General features: G+C 34.9%; 16 protein-coding genes. 5 read left to right on the top strand and 11 right to left on the bottom strand.

From position 1 onward, the window contains the following. Window positions 1–14: 14 nt before the first annotated feature. The 6 genes from ACSSS3_RS13610 to ACSSS3_RS13585 form a co-directional block, all read right to left on the bottom strand. The gene (locus tag ACSSS3_RS13610; RefSeq protein ID WP_442845082.1) at window positions 15–5,099 is read right to left on the bottom strand and encodes a hypothetical protein; all 5,085 of its coding nucleotides are present in this window, start codon (window positions 5,097–5,099) and stop codon (window positions 15–17) included. Between the two features lie 128 nt (window positions 5,100–5,227). Next, window positions 5,228–5,830 (bottom strand): hypothetical protein, encoded by a 603-nt coding sequence (locus tag ACSSS3_RS13605; RefSeq protein ID WP_442845081.1) that lies wholly within the window; start codon window positions 5,828–5,830, stop codon window positions 5,228–5,230. A gap of 56 nt (window positions 5,831–5,886) precedes the next feature. After that, window positions 5,887–6,504, bottom strand: coding sequence for a hypothetical protein (locus ACSSS3_RS13600; RefSeq protein ID WP_442845080.1), 618 nt, complete (start codon window positions 6,502–6,504; stop codon window positions 5,887–5,889). Beyond that, window positions 6,501–7,037: an OmpH family outer membrane protein gene (locus ACSSS3_RS13595; protein WP_442845079.1), complete on the bottom strand. Its 537-nt coding sequence runs from the start codon at window positions 7,035–7,037 to the stop codon at window positions 6,501–6,503. The genes ACSSS3_RS13600 and ACSSS3_RS13595 overlap by 4 nt, the downstream gene beginning before the upstream one ends. Window positions 7,038–7,059: 22 nt before the next feature. After that, entirely contained in the window at window positions 7,060–8,223 is a 1,164-nt protein-coding gene (locus tag ACSSS3_RS13590; RefSeq protein WP_442845078.1) for a hypothetical protein, read from the bottom strand. A gap of 200 nt (window positions 8,224–8,423) precedes the next feature. Next, window positions 8,424–10,115, bottom strand: a complete 1,692-nt coding sequence (locus ACSSS3_RS13585) for a helix-turn-helix domain-containing protein (protein WP_442845077.1) — start codon at window positions 10,113–10,115, stop codon at window positions 8,424–8,426. Between the two features lie 226 nt (window positions 10,116–10,341). On the opposite strand from ACSSS3_RS13585, the gene ACSSS3_RS13580 reads away from it, so the two are divergent. From ACSSS3_RS13580 to ACSSS3_RS13560, 5 genes are all read left to right on the top strand, one after another. After that, window positions 10,342–10,752, top strand: coding sequence for a hypothetical protein (locus ACSSS3_RS13580; protein WP_442845076.1), 411 nt, complete (start codon window positions 10,342–10,344; stop codon window positions 10,750–10,752). A gap of 469 nt (window positions 10,753–11,221) precedes the next feature. Next, the gene (locus tag ACSSS3_RS13575) at window positions 11,222–12,640 is read left to right on the top strand and encodes a GspE/PulE family protein (RefSeq protein ID WP_442845075.1); all 1,419 of its coding nucleotides are present in this window, start codon (window positions 11,222–11,224) and stop codon (window positions 12,638–12,640) included. A 105-nt stretch (window positions 12,641–12,745) separates the two neighbouring features. Beyond that, window positions 12,746–14,824: a type II secretion system protein GspD gene (locus ACSSS3_RS13570; protein ID WP_442845074.1), complete on the top strand. Its 2,079-nt coding sequence runs from the start codon at window positions 12,746–12,748 to the stop codon at window positions 14,822–14,824. 3 nt (window positions 14,825–14,827) lie between these two features. Further along, the gene (locus ACSSS3_RS13565) at window positions 14,828–15,934 is read left to right on the top strand and encodes a PilN domain-containing protein (protein WP_442845073.1); all 1,107 of its coding nucleotides are present in this window, start codon (window positions 14,828–14,830) and stop codon (window positions 15,932–15,934) included. Further along, window positions 15,934–16,446, top strand: coding sequence for a hypothetical protein (locus ACSSS3_RS13560; RefSeq protein ID WP_442845072.1), 513 nt, complete (start codon window positions 15,934–15,936; stop codon window positions 16,444–16,446). The genes ACSSS3_RS13565 and ACSSS3_RS13560 overlap by 1 nt, the downstream gene beginning before the upstream one ends. A 60-nt stretch (window positions 16,447–16,506) precedes the next feature. On the opposite strand, the gene ACSSS3_RS13555 is transcribed toward ACSSS3_RS13560, so the two are convergent. The 5 genes from ACSSS3_RS13555 to ACSSS3_RS13535 form a co-directional block, all read right to left on the bottom strand. Further along, on the bottom strand, window positions 16,507–17,154 hold the full coding sequence (locus ACSSS3_RS13555) for a hypothetical protein (protein ID WP_442845071.1): 648 nt from the start codon (window positions 17,152–17,154) through the stop codon (window positions 16,507–16,509). Between the two features lie 174 nt (window positions 17,155–17,328). Further along, complete coding sequence (locus ACSSS3_RS13550; protein WP_442845070.1) at window positions 17,329–17,532, bottom strand: hypothetical protein; 204 nt, start codon at window positions 17,530–17,532, stop codon at window positions 17,329–17,331. 537 nt (window positions 17,533–18,069) lie between these two features. Next, window positions 18,070–19,032 (bottom strand): hypothetical protein, encoded by a 963-nt coding sequence (locus tag ACSSS3_RS13545; protein WP_442845069.1) that lies wholly within the window; start codon window positions 19,030–19,032, stop codon window positions 18,070–18,072. A gap of 103 nt (window positions 19,033–19,135) precedes the next feature. Further along, window positions 19,136–20,008: a hypothetical protein gene (locus tag ACSSS3_RS13540; protein WP_442845068.1), complete on the bottom strand. Its 873-nt coding sequence runs from the start codon at window positions 20,006–20,008 to the stop codon at window positions 19,136–19,138. Further along, complete coding sequence (locus tag ACSSS3_RS13535) at window positions 20,001–20,660, bottom strand: hypothetical protein (RefSeq protein WP_442845067.1); 660 nt, start codon at window positions 20,658–20,660, stop codon at window positions 20,001–20,003. Before ACSSS3_RS13535 ends, ACSSS3_RS13540 begins: the two co-directional genes overlap by 8 nt. Window positions 20,661–20,757: the final 97 nt, after the last annotated feature.

Raw genomic sequence — 20,757 nt, 5'->3', positions numbered from 1 at the left:
CTTTGTATCCATTTTTAATTAGTACCATCATAAGGTTCCAAAATAGGACCACCTCCGCCACCTGAGCAGGCTCTAAAATGGATGATTGTGGTTTCGTATGTTTTACCGGTTTCCATATCCTTTACCTGACACTTAATATAATTGACGTTGTTAGGGCAATTAACTGTACTAAAGTTCACACTTTGATTTGTCCATTTGCCATAAGTCAAATTATTTTGATCTGTACTTTGTGCCCAGCGGTACTGATAGTTTCCACTTCCTCCAGAAGCCGTTGCTTTAACTTCCGACGAGTAATAATCTTCGGGATAGTCCATCCGTAAATACAAGGACAAGGGATCATAGGTTTCCGCAGGCTCAAGTATGCCATTACCATTAGTATCCAGTTCAGCTACCCGCTTGTAATTGTAATTGATCTCTTTAGCAAGTTTAAAGCCACCACTCTTGCCCCCTTCATCCTGTACTTCTGCGAAAACCCGCTTTAAGCGTCCGGCTTCGTCATACTCGTAACGCGTTCCCATGTTGTTGGCTCCCAAGATGTGGGTAAGCTCATCCCACTCATTGTAAACATAGGAGGTGAGTGAAGATTCTACCGGATAAACCCGGAAATCATCAAATATTCCCGTAGCTGATTTATTGTATACATAAACCTCGCTGCTAGAGCTATTTTGGGTGAACTTAAAATTATACTGCACCCATTGTCCGGCAAAGACTGTTTCCTGGGCAATCGGAGCGATCTCTGCCTCACTACCAACTTTTAATCGCGTATTGGCATATCCCGAATTCTTCTTAACCCAAACACTTGCCCGGTACTCCCCGGAAATAGGTTTTACAATAAAAGCTTTGGCATTGGCATTGGCCTGTACTGCTGATGAACCCGAATGGGTATTTGATGTATTAATACTCGTACCTGTTCCTGTACTTACCTGACCACCAAAATAGCGCGTAGTGGTATCCAAATCTTCAGCCCCTGAATAAAAATGAGCCATATATGGGGCATTACTTACAGAGAACACCTTAGTCTCCTTATCCCCCATCTTAGTCGATACATAATTGTCATTTGCATCAAAAACCTCTAATGGCATTGAATAATGATCGTAAGTCTTAGTGGTGCTTACCCTAAACCAATCTGGATTAGTCTGTGTATCACCCAAGCCCCATTTAAAACCATCAAAATCTCCGGAATATCCTAAATAACTCCCATCCAAAGGATCTGTAGGGCCTTTCCAAACATAGGTCTGATGCTTCCGCCATACTTTATCATTGTTTGACACACTTGGTTCCTTGCCTCCTTTATAATCATAATACTCCCAATTATTGTTCCAGGTAGTAATATCTGCCCCTATGGTTTTCCATTCATTTCCAATCTTAATTTGGGTGAGATTACCCGCATTTTGAACCAACATATTCCTATTGCTGGGATTATCTACCTTACTGCCCATCTCAGGATATTTAGTATAGGCAGGAACTGCTTTTGTTTTTATCTCCAAACCATCACTGGTCTCGGTTAAGGTCTCAAGGGGTTGGCCAGTATTAAAATCAAATTCAGAAACCAAGCTTTCCTCAATCAAAGAATTATAAATTAATCTGGATCTTTTTACGGACACAGGTAGAGTAGTTTTAATAATAGTACCTATGAGGTATTCACTTTTCCTTCGTTTTACATTAACATCCCAATTTGGTAATACACCTAAAATGGGGTCATTTCTATAGTCGAATACAAAATCTTCCTGCTTTTCGATAAAATTATAAGCTTCTTCCACTCTCCCCAATTTTATGTCTTGTGGTGAGGACAATTCGATGAAATTGGATGTTATTAATTGATCATTAATATTAAAATTCTTTTGAAAGATTGGATATCCTATAGTATGAAAGTTATCAATAATTCTTTTGTCTAATATTTTTAAATCCATAAATCTATCATTATTCCCGGTATAACTACCATCTCTTAAAATCTCTCCGGCATCAAAAGGACCTAAATTACTTCCTAAAGAATTTTCTATCTTAAAAAACTCATCGAGGTTAGTAGGATCATCTGAGTAATCTATATTTTCAAGACTAAAAACATTAAATCCATATTGCTTTTTGTTTATCAGTTTATTATTCTCTCCATATGAATTAATTTGAACGTTACCATAATAAACCTGTGGCATTGGCAGTAAATCAACATTTTTTGGCTCATTTTCTGGAACATATAAAGAAACACCTGAAGTTAATTCAGTCCCAAATTTTTCATAAAAATAATCTTCCCTACCCTTAAGTTTCCCGCTTGCTTTTAATTGGATATTTTTTACCCGCAATCCACCACCTAATAATTGCTCCCTTTGAAAATCAGAATTGGAAATACGCCCCTTTTCTTCCTTGCGTAAAATTGAATAATAGGAATCAGATTCATAATCTATAAAAATATTTCCTCCTGTTGGAGTAAGAATATTTTTAAGACTCCAAGCTTTTGGATATATAGAATTAAACCCCCATACATCATCCTGGTCCTGAAAATTAAAATTAAAATCATAATAACTAAATTTATAAGGTGGTATTAATTTCTTTCCTGATTTTCCTCCTATCAAGATTTTATCCAAATAAATTGAGTTTTTTGATTGAATAGTTGGATCAGAGTATTTAAATTCTATAACTTTCTTTGCCTTTGAAAATAACGCGGGATCTATATCATCTACATCTAATATATTTCCCATATTCTCCGTTTGCCAATTCCTTTCGTGTATCTTCCTTTTTGTTGTACCATAATATTGACCCAGAACGTTGCTTTGTACATATTCTTCTTCAATCCAAAAACTTCCATTTACTCCAAGAGTATTATTTATTTCACAATTAATATTTGTAGCATCATCATTTTTAAGTAAAACAATTTTGTCTAATTTTAATGAATTCTGAGAAGGGGTATTAATGAATTGTTTGATTTTCACATCATCAAATTGGATATTCATTTGTGAAGTATTAATACTTTTTACAACGTCAGTATATATTTTAGGTGAATATTTACTCTCTCCAACCTTGAAATTTTTTCCTTTACTATCAGTTCGAAGACTTTTAACAAATAAAGCGGAATGACTACGTGTTTTAACTTTATTCAAATAATATACTTGTTTTATACCATTTGATTCGATATGTATTTCTGAGTTTGGGGGTCTTTCGCTTGGACGTAAATCATCATCACTAGTTGATGTAGATTCTCCTCTTCTAGTGTTTGCATAGGCATATCTACTTGTATTTAGATATTTCCTAATCACTTTTTCTCCACTCCACGCAAACCCGTCAGACCATTTTCCATAATCAAACCTTATCCAGTAGCCAAAATCATCGTTATCTGGATAATTTCTACTAACATCGTTTTTTATATAATCGGGACCAGTTATGGCAGTTAAAAGCCAATGCGTAGCGTATGGTGTATATTTCCTAGTTTCACTAAATTCTGAACTTGAATTATCTTTTGAAATATTACCATATTCATCTAATTCATTTACATATTCACGAATAAATTCTTCTTGTTGATATACTGGTAAGGAATAATGATATGTCTTTCCATCGGAAACAGTTATTTTAAAGCCTCCAATTGCAGAACTATTGACATTTTCAAATAATTTATTTAAATAGTCATCATTTTTTGAAGGGGACTTATGAATTACTAGACCAGATTCTATTGCGTTTCCATTAAGCATTTCTGCAACTGTAAAACTTTCAATAAAATTAGCGTCAGTTTTACGATTAGAGTTTAAATCATAATTATTATAGGTTTTTCCATTTTGGTTTAAATTTGTATTGAAGTCAGATGAAAAATCATCAATATCCGATATTGGCAAGGTCTTATCCAACTGCATATTTAAATTTCTATTATGCAATGTAGACTCCACAAAAGACGATTGAACGTTATTAAAATAAAAATGTATATTATTATTCAGTGAAAATTCTCCAATTTTATTTGGATCAATTATCGATGATTTTACTGATCTTTCGACCTCATAGTTATCTTCATTTTGAAAACTCCTTGTACCAACTCGCGATTCACTAACTACAAAAGACTTTTTCAAATGTTTCGGAGAGAATAAACCATTTATACCCTGCGCTGAAACCATATAGCTATCATATGCAGGAATATTATTATTAACATCAAATATTTTATGAGTTTTAAGGTGTAAATCATGAGCGTTATCTACTTCAAAATTTGTTTCTGAAAATGGATTTAAAACACCATTAATTTGAAATTCGCTACTATCATAGAGAGAATAATGCGTTTTTTTGTAGTTTAAACTTATTCCCCAAAAGGGAGCTTGAAAAGTAAAACTTCCAACAAAGGAACTCCTCGCGGTTAATTTGTTACTGAAATTTGAGCGAAATGGAACACTCATTGTACTACCTATACCTTGAGATGAAGCATTAAATCCAATACCTCCTGAACTCATGTTTATTCCCAATCCATTCTTAGAATCACTTAATTTATTTTCTTCGAACGAAAAAGTTATTGATGTATCTCCTGTTTTTGACCATTTTGTTACTCCAATGCCTATATTGGTATCTGGAATGTACATATTTGCTCTAATCCCTACTCCCTTTTCACTATCATAACTCACTGGTCCTAAATTCAATCCAACAGAACCGTAAAACCCTTTGTTAGTATTATAATTTAGACTAAGTGCAAGTGAACTCACCTGTGTACCTAAATTTAATGTACTTTGAAAATCAGTGATAGTCTGTCCTTGATTATAGATAATATTTTCAACTTTAGCATTGTACCAATCGTCCGGATAAACATTGACTGATCTATTGATTGCTCCTGGATTTAAAGTCCATCCCAAACCTACCCAAGAGGCTTCTTGATCCATTGCTATTCCTGCGTGATAGGATAGTGCAAGTGGATAACCTCCTTCAGGACTCGGCACATTTAATAATGGTAGAACATAACTCAAATCCCCTGTAGCCAAGTTAACCATATCCGTAGCATCTACCGGTTCAAAACCTGCTGCTTCGGGCGAGTAAGGTCCATTATTATTTGCATAAAGCATATTGTATGGAAGCAATGCATTGAGCATGATCACGTTTAAAAATAACGCAAGGATCTTATGTGAGCGTTTTGTCTTTCTCATATCCCTTTGGGTAGTTTTCATTTTCATTTTTGGTAAGCTTTAACAATTCCAAAACAACTAAAACCAAGGCTGGTTTTCTAATTTTCTATCTCGGTATTTATAAATTCAGACTACTACTTAAGCCTTTATCAATCACAGTTTTCATTGTAATACGTCACTATCGCCCGCAGGTCTTGTTTACGATAGTCCTTCGCTTCTATTTTCTCTACCAGCTGAGGGCAATCTTTAAAATAATCACTCGCTGCTTTGATGAAATTTTTAGTAAAAAGCTGATTGGAGCCCAGATGGGTCATCCCTGTTTCTGTTTCTCGCTTCAGGTAGAAGTTGTCTATATTGTAAGCATAACCACCAAAGCCCATTCCCATTCCTCCGGCTGCTCCAAAACCCATAGGTGCCCCCGGGTTATAGCCCTGCCGGTTGGTAGTATACAAACTCACCCTACCTGTGACAATCTCCTGTACCACCAGCTCATCTTCCTTATCTGCTAACGGTAATTTGATGTAGCGCTTTATGCCCTCATTGGTGTTGTACTCCGCCTGAGCGATCTCATCAAAAGTGTAGGTGACGCCATTGCCCTGACGCTCCGTTTTAAACTTTACTTTTTTGTATGGGTTTTGGGTAGCAAAACCTTTGGCCACTTCCCCATTTTCCATATATAGGGTGACCGGGGCCAGTGGTGCTGCACAACTCATCAGTACAGCCACTGACAACAGGGTGAAAACAAATTTCATCTTCTTATAATTTTATGTTCTATTTGGCCGACTTTACAGCTACGAAGCCGTAAAATCTAAAATTCTATCCCGGGCTGATCTGTAAAAACAGATTTGGGAAACTTAAAGGACACCTCCCCGGTTCCAAAACCAAGGTCCTGAAGCGTTAAGGTAAAATAATCACCTTCTGCCCGTTCTACCTCTTCTTTGGGGTAGACCAGCATCATGGTTGTTGAGCGGCTCATCCCATACATTCTGGGGTATACATAATCTGCAAGGGCTACCGTATCCCGCGTAGCGGTAATCAGATTGAGTTTATCTCCCATCCCAAATGCCAGGGTGTTGACCATTGCTCCAAACCGGTTACGGTCTGCTGCCAAACCGTTTAAAAGCTCCTGATTATTCTTAGACATAGACAGGTTAAAATACAGATACGAGCCGTACTTAGAACGCAGGCTATCCACCTCCTCTTGAGTATATCCGGTGCTGAGCTCCTGAAAAACCAACAGGTCTGTAGGGCGGTAAAGCATACTAAAATCTACACCATTAACTACCTTAGACACCAGATACTCCGAATCTTCTGCGGTGATATACTCGGTTAGCTCGTCACTCGAATTGAAGGTAGGTGTAGAACACGAACTCACCCAGAGTGTCAGTGATAGTACAACCAAAAAGCTTAAGCAGCTTCGTATCATTTGCCTGTGAATTGCGTGTTAAGCTCTTCAAGCACTTCATCAGTAAGGTCTGAGCCGTCCTGCGCGTACATAATCGTCCCGCCTCCAGTGGCACCAAAGATAATGCGATAGCCTTTTTGCTCGCCGTATTCCTTCACAAAATCATTGATGTCATTGATTACCGTTTGGGTAATCTTCTGATCTTCCTGCTGAATCTGCTTTTGCACAGCCTGCTGATAGCTGTTGATTTGTTGCTGCTTGTTGGAAAGCAATTCCTGCTTTAACTCCAGCTCTTTCTTTGACATCGAGCTGCGTTCTTTCTCATAGTTCTTTAACTCATTCTGCCAGTCGGTAAGCAAGCTGTCTGCATTGGCCTTTAGGGTATTGGCCTTAGCCTCAAATTCTTTTTTAACCACAGCGGTACGTTTATAACCGTCTAAAAGCCGGTTGACATCTACATAAACCAGTTCGCTGCTGTTCTTTAAATAAAAAAACGTGAAAACACCGAAAACCAAGGCTAAAACACTAATAACTAAAGGGGTAATCTTACTCATACTAAAAATTAAAATTTATTTTTTACTTTATAACGGTCACGTATATAACCTGCTGCTTTTCTAAAATTTCAAGACGTTTTAAAAGGCCATTTAATAACTTCTCCTGCTCAGTCAAACGAGATGTCAATTCTTGCTCACGGGAAGCACGTACTTCTAATTGGTTGTCTTGTTCAATCGCATATAATGTCAACTCTTCAATTTTTCTCAGCAACAAGGCATTCATAGTTCCCAATTCTATACCATTAGCATTTTTAACCTCACTTTGGCTAGGAACTTCTGGTAAGTGGTTATTTGCTTCTATATACGTCTCAATTTCTTTTAGAGTCATTAAATTATAGTCCCGATCAAAAACATAATCAGGCCAGGCAGACTGTAATTGCACTTTCACTTCTTCAGCTATAGCTTTACCCTTAACGGCAAATGTATAACCTGAGGGTATTTGTTTTGTATTAATACCAACCACATTAGCCGCAAACTCTCCATATATCAAAGGGATCTCATTTCGTGAATTTTCTATATAAAGACTCGAACTCCCTGCTTCATTTAAACCAGCTTCAAAACCGATGAAAACATTACCAGAGCCTTGATTATTATATCCTGCTTGATAACCCAACATAACACTATTAGAACCAGACGTATTTTTATAAGCCGCATTTCTGCCCAACAATACATTACGTGATCCTTGCGTATTATCGTGTCCCGCACGTAGACCAATATATACATTATCTGATCCTGTAATATTATTAAGACCCGAAGCAAACCCTAATAAAATATTCGAGGAACCTGTAGTAGTATAAAAACCACTTCTATAACCTAAAAATGTATTATCGGCACCCGTTAAACGAAAACCACTACCATTACCAACAGCAGTATTATTTAGGGCAGCATTAGCCTGTTGGCCCGTTTGATGTCCGATAAAAACATTATTATCTCCCGTACCAAAACCATATCCTGAAGATTTACCAATAAATGTATTATTAGAACCCGTTGTATTTTGCTTACCTGCTTCAAAGCCTATAAAGGTGTTGCTTGAAGCTTCGCTTTGAGTGATTGAACCCGCAGCTCCTCCATAATAAGCACTAAAACTACCCAAAGTTCCTGAATTGGTTCCATAATTTGTCAAAGTCTGCCCAATTACTGTAAATGGAAAAAACGCCGCTGCAAAAAAATAAATTGATTTCTTCATTTAACTATAAACTCTATTTAAGATTAATTGTCAACATTCTAATCTCATATTTAATCTTCAGCAAAGATGCATTTCAGCCTACTTCAAATCAAAGTTTATTGGTCGGCTTTTATAAAAATCGAGAGGAAATGAATTTAAAACTAAACAAAGAAATCTCTATATTAAAACGCCATTTAAAATTCAAAATCCGTTCTTAGATTTTATCCTAGATTTTTAATAAAAATCGAGGGGTAAAAATTGGTGAGTCTTTTAAAGGCTTTTGAAAAAGATTCTGCACTAGAGTAACCAAATTCTTTGGAAATAGCTTCTACTGTATAGGATCTTAATATGGGGTCGCTCTTTAATTTATCCACAGCTTCTGCGATTCTTAGTTCGTGAATATAATTAGCAAAAGATTGTTTTTTATGGACATTAATAACCTTTGAAAGGTAAGAGCTGTTGGTTTCTAAATGACAAGAAACATTTCTCAATCCTCCTATTTTGATGAATTCCTTTTTAGCCTCAAAGTCATCTAGCTTTTTAAGAATGTCTTTTACTACAACAACATCAATTCCTAAATCATTTGTAGAATCTACATCATTTTTTATAAGAATAGCTTCCTGCTCAGAAATTATATTTTTCTGTAATGTATTCTCCTCCTTATAGCTAGGGCTTCTAATCAGAAAACCTCCTACCAGAAACGTTGATAATTTATCAGCTACTTCTCCGCTTTTATTTAACAGCGCTATCACAACAAACAGTAATACCGTCGCTATGATCAATACAAAAAAAAGTGCTAATTTATAGAATGTTGATTTTGAAATGATTTCAGAGGAGTGATTCCAATATTTACTTTTGCTATTGATATATTTATTTAAATCCTCAAAACGAGATTTTTCTTCATTTTGAACGCGAATAAAGCGATCTATATATACTTGCTGCATTTCAAAATTCTTTGAGTCGCTGGCATCGCAGATCAGAAAACTGTATAAATCATTCAACTGTTGCGGAAAAACCCCACTATCAACAAATAATGAGTTGGCTCTAATAAAGTCTTTTTTAGCTCCTGCATAATTTCCTAAAAGTTGCTTGGCATTAGCCCTATCAATTAAGAAAGTTATTCTTTTACTTAAATCGAAATCAGAAACAGAGGCCTTGTTAAAAAAATCAAGTGCAGAATCATAATCCTGATTCTCAAAGGCAAGAATTCCTCTGTCGTGGAATATAAAACTTTCATAATCATCAAGATTTAACTTATCAACTAGTTTTTGTCCTTTTAAAAAATAAAATTCTGCATTTTTAAGATCATTTATATCGAGATAGGAATAACCAATACCTTCGCAAACTTTAAATAAAGCATCGTAATATACCAATTCAAAATCCTCCTGATCTTCGATGAGTTGAAGCGTCCTTTTCTGAAATTCTATACTACTGCTACCAACCAATTTATGTATTGCAGAAACTCCTAATCTATATGTTAGAATTTTTTCGAAATCACTCTTCAAAATAAACTGCTCTGACTCCTCAAAATTAACTAACGCATTTACAAAATCATCTTTGATATAGTAATAAACCCCCTTTAGTAAATAACCGATTGCAGGGTAATTTTTATGATTTTCCAGATTTTTACTTACCTGAATAATAGAATCGGCATATTTTAAATTGGTGTCCGTATCATATACCCTCGCCATAAGGTCATATCCTCTGGCTAACTTGATTTTATCATTTGATGCTTTAGCTAATTCTAAATAGCGATTAGCAATAAATTGTAAACTATCTAAATCAGCAGTTGAATCGTAATACTTTAAAAGTTCCTCTTCAGAAAGTCTTTCAAACTTTTTACTTTTTTGTGCTTGGACATTTAATGAGAAAAGTAATACAATAAGTAAGCAATATTTTTTTTGCAGATACACAGATTCTAGTTTTAACCAAAATCAATAGTAGGGGATATGATTTTTTATTATAAATGTTAATGAATTACAAATTTAAATAATAAAAATGTTATACTTCAATGTTTTTAGGTCATTAAACGTTTAACTTAATGTTAAATTACATCTTGTTGTCTGATTTTATAAAAGCCGACTACTAATTAAAGTCAAGTTAAAGCTGATATATTACATTTACGACAAGTTTAAATCTATGAGAAAATTAAATAACAATAAAGTTGCGGCATTCAATCTTAATGAGATGTTGTTTACCTTGGCTATAATTGGTATTTTATTACTATTAGCCTTGCCCAAACTACTACCATTGATATCAAAAGCTAAAAGTATGGAAGCTCAAATCCAACTTAAGTATATTTATAACTTACAGACCCAATATTTTTACTTGAATTCAAAATATGCCGATGATTTCAATACACTTGATTTTGAATCACCGAGAACAGTAAATGAAAATGGCACATCAAATTATGTTTATGAAATTATCCAATCAAACAACAATCAATTTAAAGTTAGAGCTGTTGCAATTACCGATTTTGACAGGGATGGAATAATGAATGAATGGGAGATTGATGAGAATGGTAATCCAACGCAAACAGTAAAAGATTGATTTTTATAATTAAACTTATTCTTCTAACTTCTCTTATAATTATTTTCATACAAGATCTTGAAAATAGGTTAGTTTACTGGTTTTTATTTCCAATAGTGGCTATTTCCTTTATAATATTGCATCTGGATAGAGCAGGATATCTGCAATTTTTAATCCATAGTGCTATAAATGGAATTATTATCACTACAGTAGTAATTGTTCTAATTCTTTATTCAAAGATAATATTAAAAAGAAAGTTCTTTGAGTCATTTGGTTTAGGTGACTTATTGTTGTTTATTTCTTTGGTTTTTTCGTTCGGACCAATATCATTCATTGTAATGTTTACATTCTCTATATTTTTTAGTCTTGTCTTTTCACACTGTTTTATTTCCAAAAGACAGACGGTACCACTAGCAGGTACAATTTCATTATTCTTCTGTCTCATAATGATCGTTGACTGGCTCGGATTTTATCAAAACCTTTACCTTATATGAAGTCTATAGATTTCGATATTCCTATTGAAATACAACAAATAATTGCTTCTGATGAAGCCTTTGCCTACAGGGCTGTACCTTTAGGCTACACCAATTCATCATATCAATTTATTACGGATAGACAAGATCTTGAAAAAATTAAAATTGAATTGCAGGTCATCCTCGGGATTCCTTTAACAATAAGACAGGAAAGTTCTATCGTAATAGATAAATTGTTAAGTACAAATTACAGAAGATCTACTAGTGAAGAGGCACAGGCTATAAGCTATACGCAAGATTTTCTCGAAAAAATTCTACTTACAGCTAAATCAATAGGTAGCAGCGATGTTCATTTCGAACCCTATGAAAATAAATGCAGAGTACGCTATAGACTTGATGGTAAATTAAAAGAGCAATTTTTTATTCCCATTGACGAATATCCCATTATTATCAATAAAATTAAGAACAAAGCGTCTTTAGATATTGCTCAAAACAGGCTACCTCAGGATGGAAGAATAACGATGCAATTGGGAAATACTGAGTTTGATATACGTGTTTCAACCTTGCGAACTTTGCATGGGGAGAGTATCGTATTGAGAATTTTAAGTAAAGATACTAGCAATATTCACCTGGCGGATTTAGGCTTCACAGCTGATGAGTTAAAAACGTACAAAGAAGCTATAAAGAGCCCAAATGGGATAGTCCTGATATCTGGACCTACAGGCTCTGGAAAAACAACCACACTGTATGCAACCCTAAAACTTCTAAATGCACCAAGTACAAAAATTCTCACTATTGAGGACCCCATTGAGTACACACTAGAAGGGGTAAATCAGGTACAGCTTCGTGAAGATATCGGTTTGGATTTTGCAAGTGCTATGAGAACCTTTTTAAGACAAGATCCAGACGTAATTATGGTAGGTGAAATACGAGATGTGAAAACAGCTAATATGGCCATCAGAGCTGCGTTAACGGGTCATCTTGTTCTATCTACAATTCATACAAATTCTGCATGGGCAACCGTATCAAGACTTATAGATATGGGCGTCCCTCCATTTCTTATTGCCAGTACTCTTAATATAAGCATTGCCCAAAGACTTGTGCGTAAACTCTGTATAGTTTGTAAAACAGAAGCCCCTATAAACAAAGATGAATTTCCTAAAAACTATAAAATTCCGGATAATCTTATCACACATTATATTGCAAAGGGTTGTAAACATTGTCACCAAACTGGTTATTCCGGGAGGATAGCTATCTATGAAATTATTCCTATTGGAAATGACCTAAAAAATGCTATAAAATCAGAAAAGTTAAACATAGACAGTTACTTGAAACAAAATAATATACCGCAGCTAGGTGATCACGCTGAACGATTAATAAAAGAGGGGCTCACTTCGTTAGATGAAGTTTTCTCGCTATTGGTCAATGAAATTTGAAATATGAGGCATTATATCATTTACATCATACTTTTTTCCTGTTGCTTTTGTTTGGCACAAAGTGAAACTGACCGAATTACTCAATTGCGCTATAAATTAGAAAGTTTGGAAGTTGATGTTCCAGGTTTGGATGAAAAAATTAATGTTGATTTACAAAATACTACATTACCTAATTTTCTTGTTGCTATTTCCCGAGTTCATAATGTAAATATTAATGTGAGTAATTCGCTTGATCAAATAACCATTGCTAATAATTTTACAGGAGTTAGTATACAGGATGTTTTACTCTTTTTATGTAAAGAGTATCAATTAACAATTGAAGTTACCGGTTCTATTCTAGCTGTTAAAAATTATGTACCTCCTACAGCTCCGATACCCGTCAGGGAAATACCTATCAACTATAACCCCAACCGTGAGTCCTTAAGCCTTGATCTAAAAGAAGATTTACTATATGAGGTCTTCAAAAAAATTACCGAAGTAAGTGGGAAAAATTTAGTCTATAGCCCAGGATTGGAGAATAACAGACTTACCGTTTACATACAAGAAATGCCTATCGAAGCAGCCTTGGACAAACTAGCCTTTTCTAACAATCTTATCGTAACAAAAACAAAAGACAATTTTTTTGTATTTGAAAGTACAGAGCCCTCTGATACAGGAATGACATCGGGACTAGGCGCATCTAATTCTCAAAGACCTATACACAGAAGAACCTCAAACTTTTATTTTAAAATACTTGATACCCTTAGAAATACTATTGAAGTTGATTTTGAAAATACCCCCATTGCGAATGTTGTCTATGACATAAGCAATGAATTGGGCAAAGATTATTTTCTTGCCTCGCCACTAGAACAGGTAGGAATTACAAGTCTAAAAGCTACGGATATTTCGTACGATCAATTACTCAAAATTCTCTTTGAAGGAACCCAGAATGGTACCAATTCAAACATCCCTCAATATGATTCTAATATTCAAAGAGCAAACCAAAATCAGCAAATTGAAGGTCCTAACAACAAAAATTACTCCTATAAAAAAATAGACGGCATCTATTATTTTGGTACAGTTGATCAACTCTCAGTACGTACCGTTCAGATTATTCCTTTGATGCACCGTTCCATTGAACTTATGAATGATCCGGTACGTACAGGAAGAACTGCCGGAAGAACCGTAGGTTTTAATCAAGGGTATACCAGCTTTAATGACCTCGGTAATTCTAATTTCAGCAATGGCAATAACAGCCAAACTTATAATCAACAAAGCAGGTATGAGCAAAATCGTGAATCTCGAAATTCAGGCAGTACAGATTTTTTAGAGATTATCCCCGACGAAGTAAAAAGGGGCCTTGATATACGCGTCGATAAAGAACTTAATAGTTTTTTGGTAAGTGGTCCTGATGCAAATGTACAGCGTTTCAAAAACTTCATTGAAGACATAGACAAGCCGGTTCCGGTCATATTGATTGAAGTAATGATACTTGAAATCTCAAGAAATGCAACCCTTGAGGCAGGAGTAGAATGGGGTCTGGGTACTGAACCCTCACAAACTCAGGGAAAATTATTTCCTGACCTTAATATGCAACTCGATGCAACTACCGTTAACCGGATTCTTGGCCGAATAGATGGAAGTAGTTTCTTTAATATCGGTAAAGTCATGCCTAACTTCTTTGCTTCAATAAAAGCTCAGGAATCTAATGGAAATTTCAAAGTGAAGTCTTCTCCTAGAATAGCTACTTTAAATGGACATCGCGCTTATTTTAGCAACGGCCAAACAAGCTATTATGCTGTAACCAATCAAACATTTATTGGTTCTCAAAATCCTGCAACCTCAGAGATAACAAACTATCAACCTATAGATGCTGAACTTTCTCTGGACGTAAGGCCTTTGGTCTCAGGAGACGGCATAGTCACTTTAGATATGAGGGTTATTCAATCTAACTTTAATGGTGAACGAATTGCAGAAGACGCTCCTCCAGGTATAAATTCAAGAGAATTTACTTCTCTCGTGAAAGCAAGAAATAATGATATTATTGTTTTGGGTGGATTGGAAGAAAAATTGAAGGACGATACCGGAACAGGTGTTCCATTTCTATCTAAAATACCCATACTAAAATGGTTATTTAGCACACGTACCCGAAAAGATAGCAGATCAAAACTCACTGTTCTTATTAAGCCAACTATAATATATTAGGCTATGAGTAGTTTTAAGAAATTAATGCACTCTTTAAAAGAAGGAACTTTACTATTTTCTTTAGAGATACATCAGTCAGATACCACAATATCCTATCTCCTCGTCAAAGCAAAGCTTATAAAAAATGAATTAGAGATCCTTGAAAATAAAGAGTTTATCAAACTTGAAGAAGTATTTACATTAATTCCTAAAAACAGCCAATTATTTCTTATATATAATACAGCTCAGGTAATAAAAAAAACGGTCCCGCTTCAAAAGGATTTGTTTAAAGCCATTAAGCAGGCATTTCCAAATCTCCAGCCTGAAGATTTTTATTATGAAGGCTATTTCACTGAGTTGGAAACCGAGCTAGCGCTTTGTAGAAAAGCACCCCTAGACGAAATAATTAAAATTTGTCAAGATAACAAAATCTACGTTACTGGTTGGAGTCTGAATTCTATATTATATAAAAGTCTGGAAAATAAGCTAAAGGAAGCAACTCTTAACACTGAGGAAAAGTATTTGATAGCATTTTCGGGAAATTATACAGAAGCTACAAGTCGAAGGTTTACTGAATTTAGTTTTGATGATAACCAAACACAGCAAAAGAATGTATTTTATAATGAGCGCTTTTATAGTTTAGGTTTACCAGCAACAATTGTGATTTTACTTGGCTTACTAATCATTAATTTTTTGTTTTTTAATAGTTATTATTCTAACATCGAAGAACTTAGACAACTCAATGCACTTAATAATTCTCAAAGAGAATTAGCATTAAAGCTTACCGAAACAGTTGCTAAAAAGGAAAAACTGCTAAAAGACGTTCAACAATCCAAAAATTCAAAAACCTCTTATTATATAGACCAAATATCCTCTGGTTTACCCCAGGAAATACTCTTACAAAAATTGGAATATCAACCTGCAACAAAGGCAATCAAATCAGATCAAGCTATTGAACTGGAAGATCTGAAAATTTTTATTGAAGGAGAATCTAAGGATAATCGCTCATTATCCCTATGGATTTCGGAGCTCGAAAATCTTCCTTTTGCGACACAGGTTAACATAGGTAACTTGGAGCAAACACCTGGTAATCTATCTAAATTTCAGTTAATCCTTATACTTCAGGAATAATGATTCTCGTCACGAAAAATAAAATTTTAATAGTTGGTTTTATACTAAGTCTTTTAGTTTGCTATCTGGTTGCTTTTTCAGAAACGTTGGCCTTAAAAGACGAATACAAACACTTAAAAAAAAATCAGGAGATTTCGCAAAATTTACCTTCACAGATAACTTCATTAAAACTCAAAAATCGCGAATATGATTCTATTCTAACCGCTTATCAACTTAATGGGACGTCTCTACAAAATAATCTTTTAGGCCGCGTTGATCGATACGCTAAACTGAATAAGCTTGAAATTTTAAAAATTGATGAGCCCCACTATTATAAAGAACAAGAATTATTGATTACCAGTTACGGGCTAACACTAAAGGGTGATTTCAATAATTTATTGGGTTTGATTTATGAATTAGAACAACACAGCAATTTTGGTCAGATAGTTTCAGTGGAATTTAATAAAGAAACGGACTACCGATCAAAAGTTTCTCATTTAGAACTGTCGTTTATAATTCAGGCATACAATTAATTTTCTTGCAAAATTTTTAGCCATAAAATATAATAAGTAATTGTAGTTTTCGTGAATTCTTTAATTATTAATATCCTCCAAAGTTTTTATTCGCTCTTCTTGATCTAATATGTATAGTGTTAGCTCCTCTATCTTCTTAAGTAATAACATATTCATTTCTCCGACAGTAATCCCATCACTTTCAAATTCAGAAGCTGAGGGTATCTCTGGTAAATGTTTATTTTCTTCTATATAAGATTTTACTTCATCTAACGGTCTTAGAGAGTAACTTGCGTCAAATACATAATCTGGTGCAGGAATGGATAGATCTACTTTTATTTCCTGACTGTGTATTTTTCCTTTTACAGTAAGTCTTTCATCTGGAGTTGAAGTACCTATACCCAGGCTACCATTTTTGAATGAAAAATTTGGCACCCAAACATTATCCTGATATCTTCTATATCCGATCTCAAAACTTCCACTTGGTTCATCACCAAGCTCTAGCTTTAATAAAGTCTGATCAGAAACTTCATCATCTCGATAAAACATAGTGTTATCGTGGTTTTGGCCTAAATCGGAATCAAAAAATTGAATACTAAATGACCTAAGACTACTGTTGACAATCACCTGATTGGATGTCGTAACTGTACTTCCTGATTGATTCCATTGAGCTTGTAAAACAGTATTAAAACCTATTAAACATAGGACAGATACGAAAGTCGTTCTCATAATTTAAATTCTTTTATTTTCGAGTTAATTCTAATTTTTTAATCCGTTAAGAAGTTCCATTTGATATAAGGTTAATTCTTCTATCCTTTTAAGGAGAAGCATATTCATTTCTCTAATTCCACCTCTTCTTTTTCATTAGTTCGGCGGAATCAACTTCAGATGTCCATTTTTTATTTAGGCATCAACCTTATGTAAATTACTATGATCATAATCGGTTTTAAATACATAATCAGGAGCATTAGAAACATCTACCATCACCTCCTTTGCTTTTAAATTCCCGTTTACATCCAGCCTGCCCTCAAGCCACAAATCTAAATTTATATAAAACTTTTTATTTAAAGAAGTGGTGACAGCTTCAGCCTCAATAAATTCACCCACAATATAGGATGGACTACTTGTATTACTCTAGAATAGAACTCGATAATCTCCGATAACATTTTTTTACTACATTTAATTTGAGTCATCTAGTGTAGCTTCTTAGCGTGATACTGTAATATTATTTCGATTTAAAATATCATACGCACGGTAACCGGAAGCAGCCTGAATGATTTCAAAATCAGACTGACCATTTAACTTACCAGTAAATTCTCCGGAACCATACACAAATAACCTTCAATTCTTACTGACAGTAGTATAGTCACCAATGACCAGCTCCCCGGAAAATGCCGAAGGACTCAAGGTATTGCTTTTTAGGATTACTTTATAAGCCCCTTTTAATCTTATAACCAGAATTGGTCACTAGCATCGATGGTTGCCTCCAATCTGGAAACTATATAATCATCTTTTTTAATCACATCATAATCTCTAAAACCGCTAGAGCTTTGATGAATTTTAGTGTTATCGTGAGAGGGGGGATTCATTCAACTGCGCTAACAGAAATGTAACAATCAGAAGTACACTTATCAGGATTAAAGCTTATTCACGATTTTCCAATTTACGGAGACGATTATTAATCTGCTTGAGCCCTTTATCTTGATCAATAATGTAAAGTGTTAATTCTTCAATCTTCTCCAGAAGTTTTAAATTCATAATTTTAAGGTTTAAACCTTCCTCTTCCATGTCTTCCGCTGAAGGAATATTGGGTAAATGACCTACTTGCATTATATATTTTTCGATTTCAGCGGGTGTCAAAAGTTGGTATTCTGGTTGAAATACATAATCTGGCGCAACAGCACCGGCTAGGTCAACCCGTACCTCTTGAGTATGTATCTTACCTTTGACCGTTAATGCTTCATCTGGAGTACTGGTATTGATTCCCTGTTTACCATCGTGAGTAATTCTAACCCGCTCTTTTTGATTTCCATTACTGTTTGTCGTAAACGAAAATCCTACGTCGGTTGCCCAGCCGCCTGTAAGGATTCCACGAACTTCTGCTCTATAAATTTCATTGGCATCACTATTGACAAATTTTACAGCGCTTAAAACCGTGTTTAACGCACCTCCAGATCCTCCGTAATAATTTTGACTGGAAAGACGTAATGCAGGCATGTTACCCGTGATGTGTAAAATATCTTTGGGAAACTTAACTCCGAATCCAAAAAAGCCCTGCGAAAAGTTGATGGTATTTTCATAAGAACCTGCCGTCTGGCGGAACCTTAAAATAAACGGATCATCAAGCTCTTGAAAGGTAAGAATTGCACTCCCTGCATCATAATCAGTGAATATACGTCCCCCATCATCTGATCCGGAATCTAGATATAATGAATTTCCATACGGGCCATAAACATGAAAGGATTTTTGTGGATTAGCTATACCTATTCCTACTGCGCCATTACTGGGAAATATATTTGTCTGCGCCACAACACTGATATTAATAAACAAAAGAAATAGAGTAATCTTTAATGGATTGATATTGATATAAGTAAACTTTGTTTTCATATTATTTAGGATTTTCTAATGATTCTAAACGTCTTTCAAGCTTTTCAATCAGTTCTGCTTGTTTTAGAATTATGTCTTCCTGTTCGCTATTCCTTTGATTCTCCTAAATTAGATAAAGGGTAATTTCTTCTATTTTTTGTAGAAGTTTAGCATCCATCTCACCAAGGAATATTCCATCTTTTTCAACCTCAGACGCAGACGGAATATCCTTCAGATGCCCATAATTGCTAATATGCTGTTGTACCTCAGCCAGAGTTGGTAATACATAATCCTTTTCAAAAACAAAATCTGACCATCCATTAAGATCTACCTTAACTTCCTTTGAATGAATGGTTCCATTTACGGCCAGCTTTGCATCGGCATTTGTTGTTCCTATCCCAAGATTACACGAGCTGGTTATCATAAGATGTGAACCACTACCGTGTTTTCCACCCGCATAAAAATTGATATCACCGGTGGGGTGTGCATTTGTTATATAAAACCTCCCCCTATTTCCTAAAAGTCCATATCCGCTAAGCCGCACCTGTTCCTGTACTGCATTCGGATTACCGGTATCTATACCATTTACAATTAAGGTATTGTTAATTTTGACTTTACCATTGACATCAAGTTTCTCACTGGGATTAGCAGTTCCTACTCCAACGTTACCTTGATAATCGTTTAAAATTAATCCACCTCCTTGACTACCTGCTCTAAGGTATATAGCCCCATCTGTAGTTAAATTCTCTAAAACAAATTGATTATTAGTTGATGAAGAAGTTCGCATCTTAAATTTAGAATCAAACAAAATCCCGTTATTACTACTGAGATTTGATAAATGTAATCGAGCTCCAGGATTCGTCGTACCTATACCTACATTACCTGTGGTTGGAAATGTATTTTGAGCTAAACAATCAAGATTTCCAACAAAAAAACCGATAAAAATTAGTACCAATATATTTAAGTAACTCCTATTATCTAAAATTGAATTATTCATAGCCGTTTTGGTTTTCAAGTTTGTTTATGCGCTGTTCCAATTTTCTTATTAGCAATTCCTGGAGTTTGTTAATCTCCTTTTGCTCCTTAGTTTCTTTATTCTGTCGCAGTATATAAAGTGTAAGTTCCTCTATCTTTTGAATCAGTTTTGCATCCATTTCTCCCAGAAAAATTCCATTCGCCTCAACTTCCACAGCGCTTGGAATATCTTTTAAATGTCCGTTTTGATTAATAAAAGCTTCCACTTCAGCCAATGAAAGTAAATTGTAATCATTCTCAAAAACAAAATCAGACCAACCACTTACTTGTACTTTTACTTCTCGAGCTCCGATGGAGCCCTCAACAGCTAGTTTATGATTACCTGTATTATCAGTACCAATTCCCACTGCTCCATTTGTTTTTATTAATAATTGGGGGAGTCCAGAAGCAGTTTTGAAACCTAGATTTTCATAGGCATTCATAGAGGCATTTCTAGAAGAAATATAATTTCCGTAATTAGGGTTTTCCGTTGAAGTTCCAGCTGCTGCAATATTTATTGCTCCCTCATTAGTCCTAAAAGTAGCTATTGTTTCATTTCCTGAGATTCGAGAGACATCAATCAAAGAGAGAGGATTATTTGTACCAATACCTAACATCCCATTTAACAGCGTCATATAAGTCATAGTTTTGGCAGAATTACCGAACTCCAGCCTATTCGCCCCTATACCTCCTGACTGGCTCCAGATTGCACCACCTGAATGAAATTGTATA

Origin of the sequence: Leeuwenhoekiella sp. H156 (genome assembly GCF_052218455.1) — a bacterium.
GTDB lineage: Bacteria > Bacteroidota > Bacteroidia > Flavobacteriales > Flavobacteriaceae > Leeuwenhoekiella > Leeuwenhoekiella parthenopeia.
This window is presented reverse-complemented; position numbering and strand designations above follow the sequence as displayed.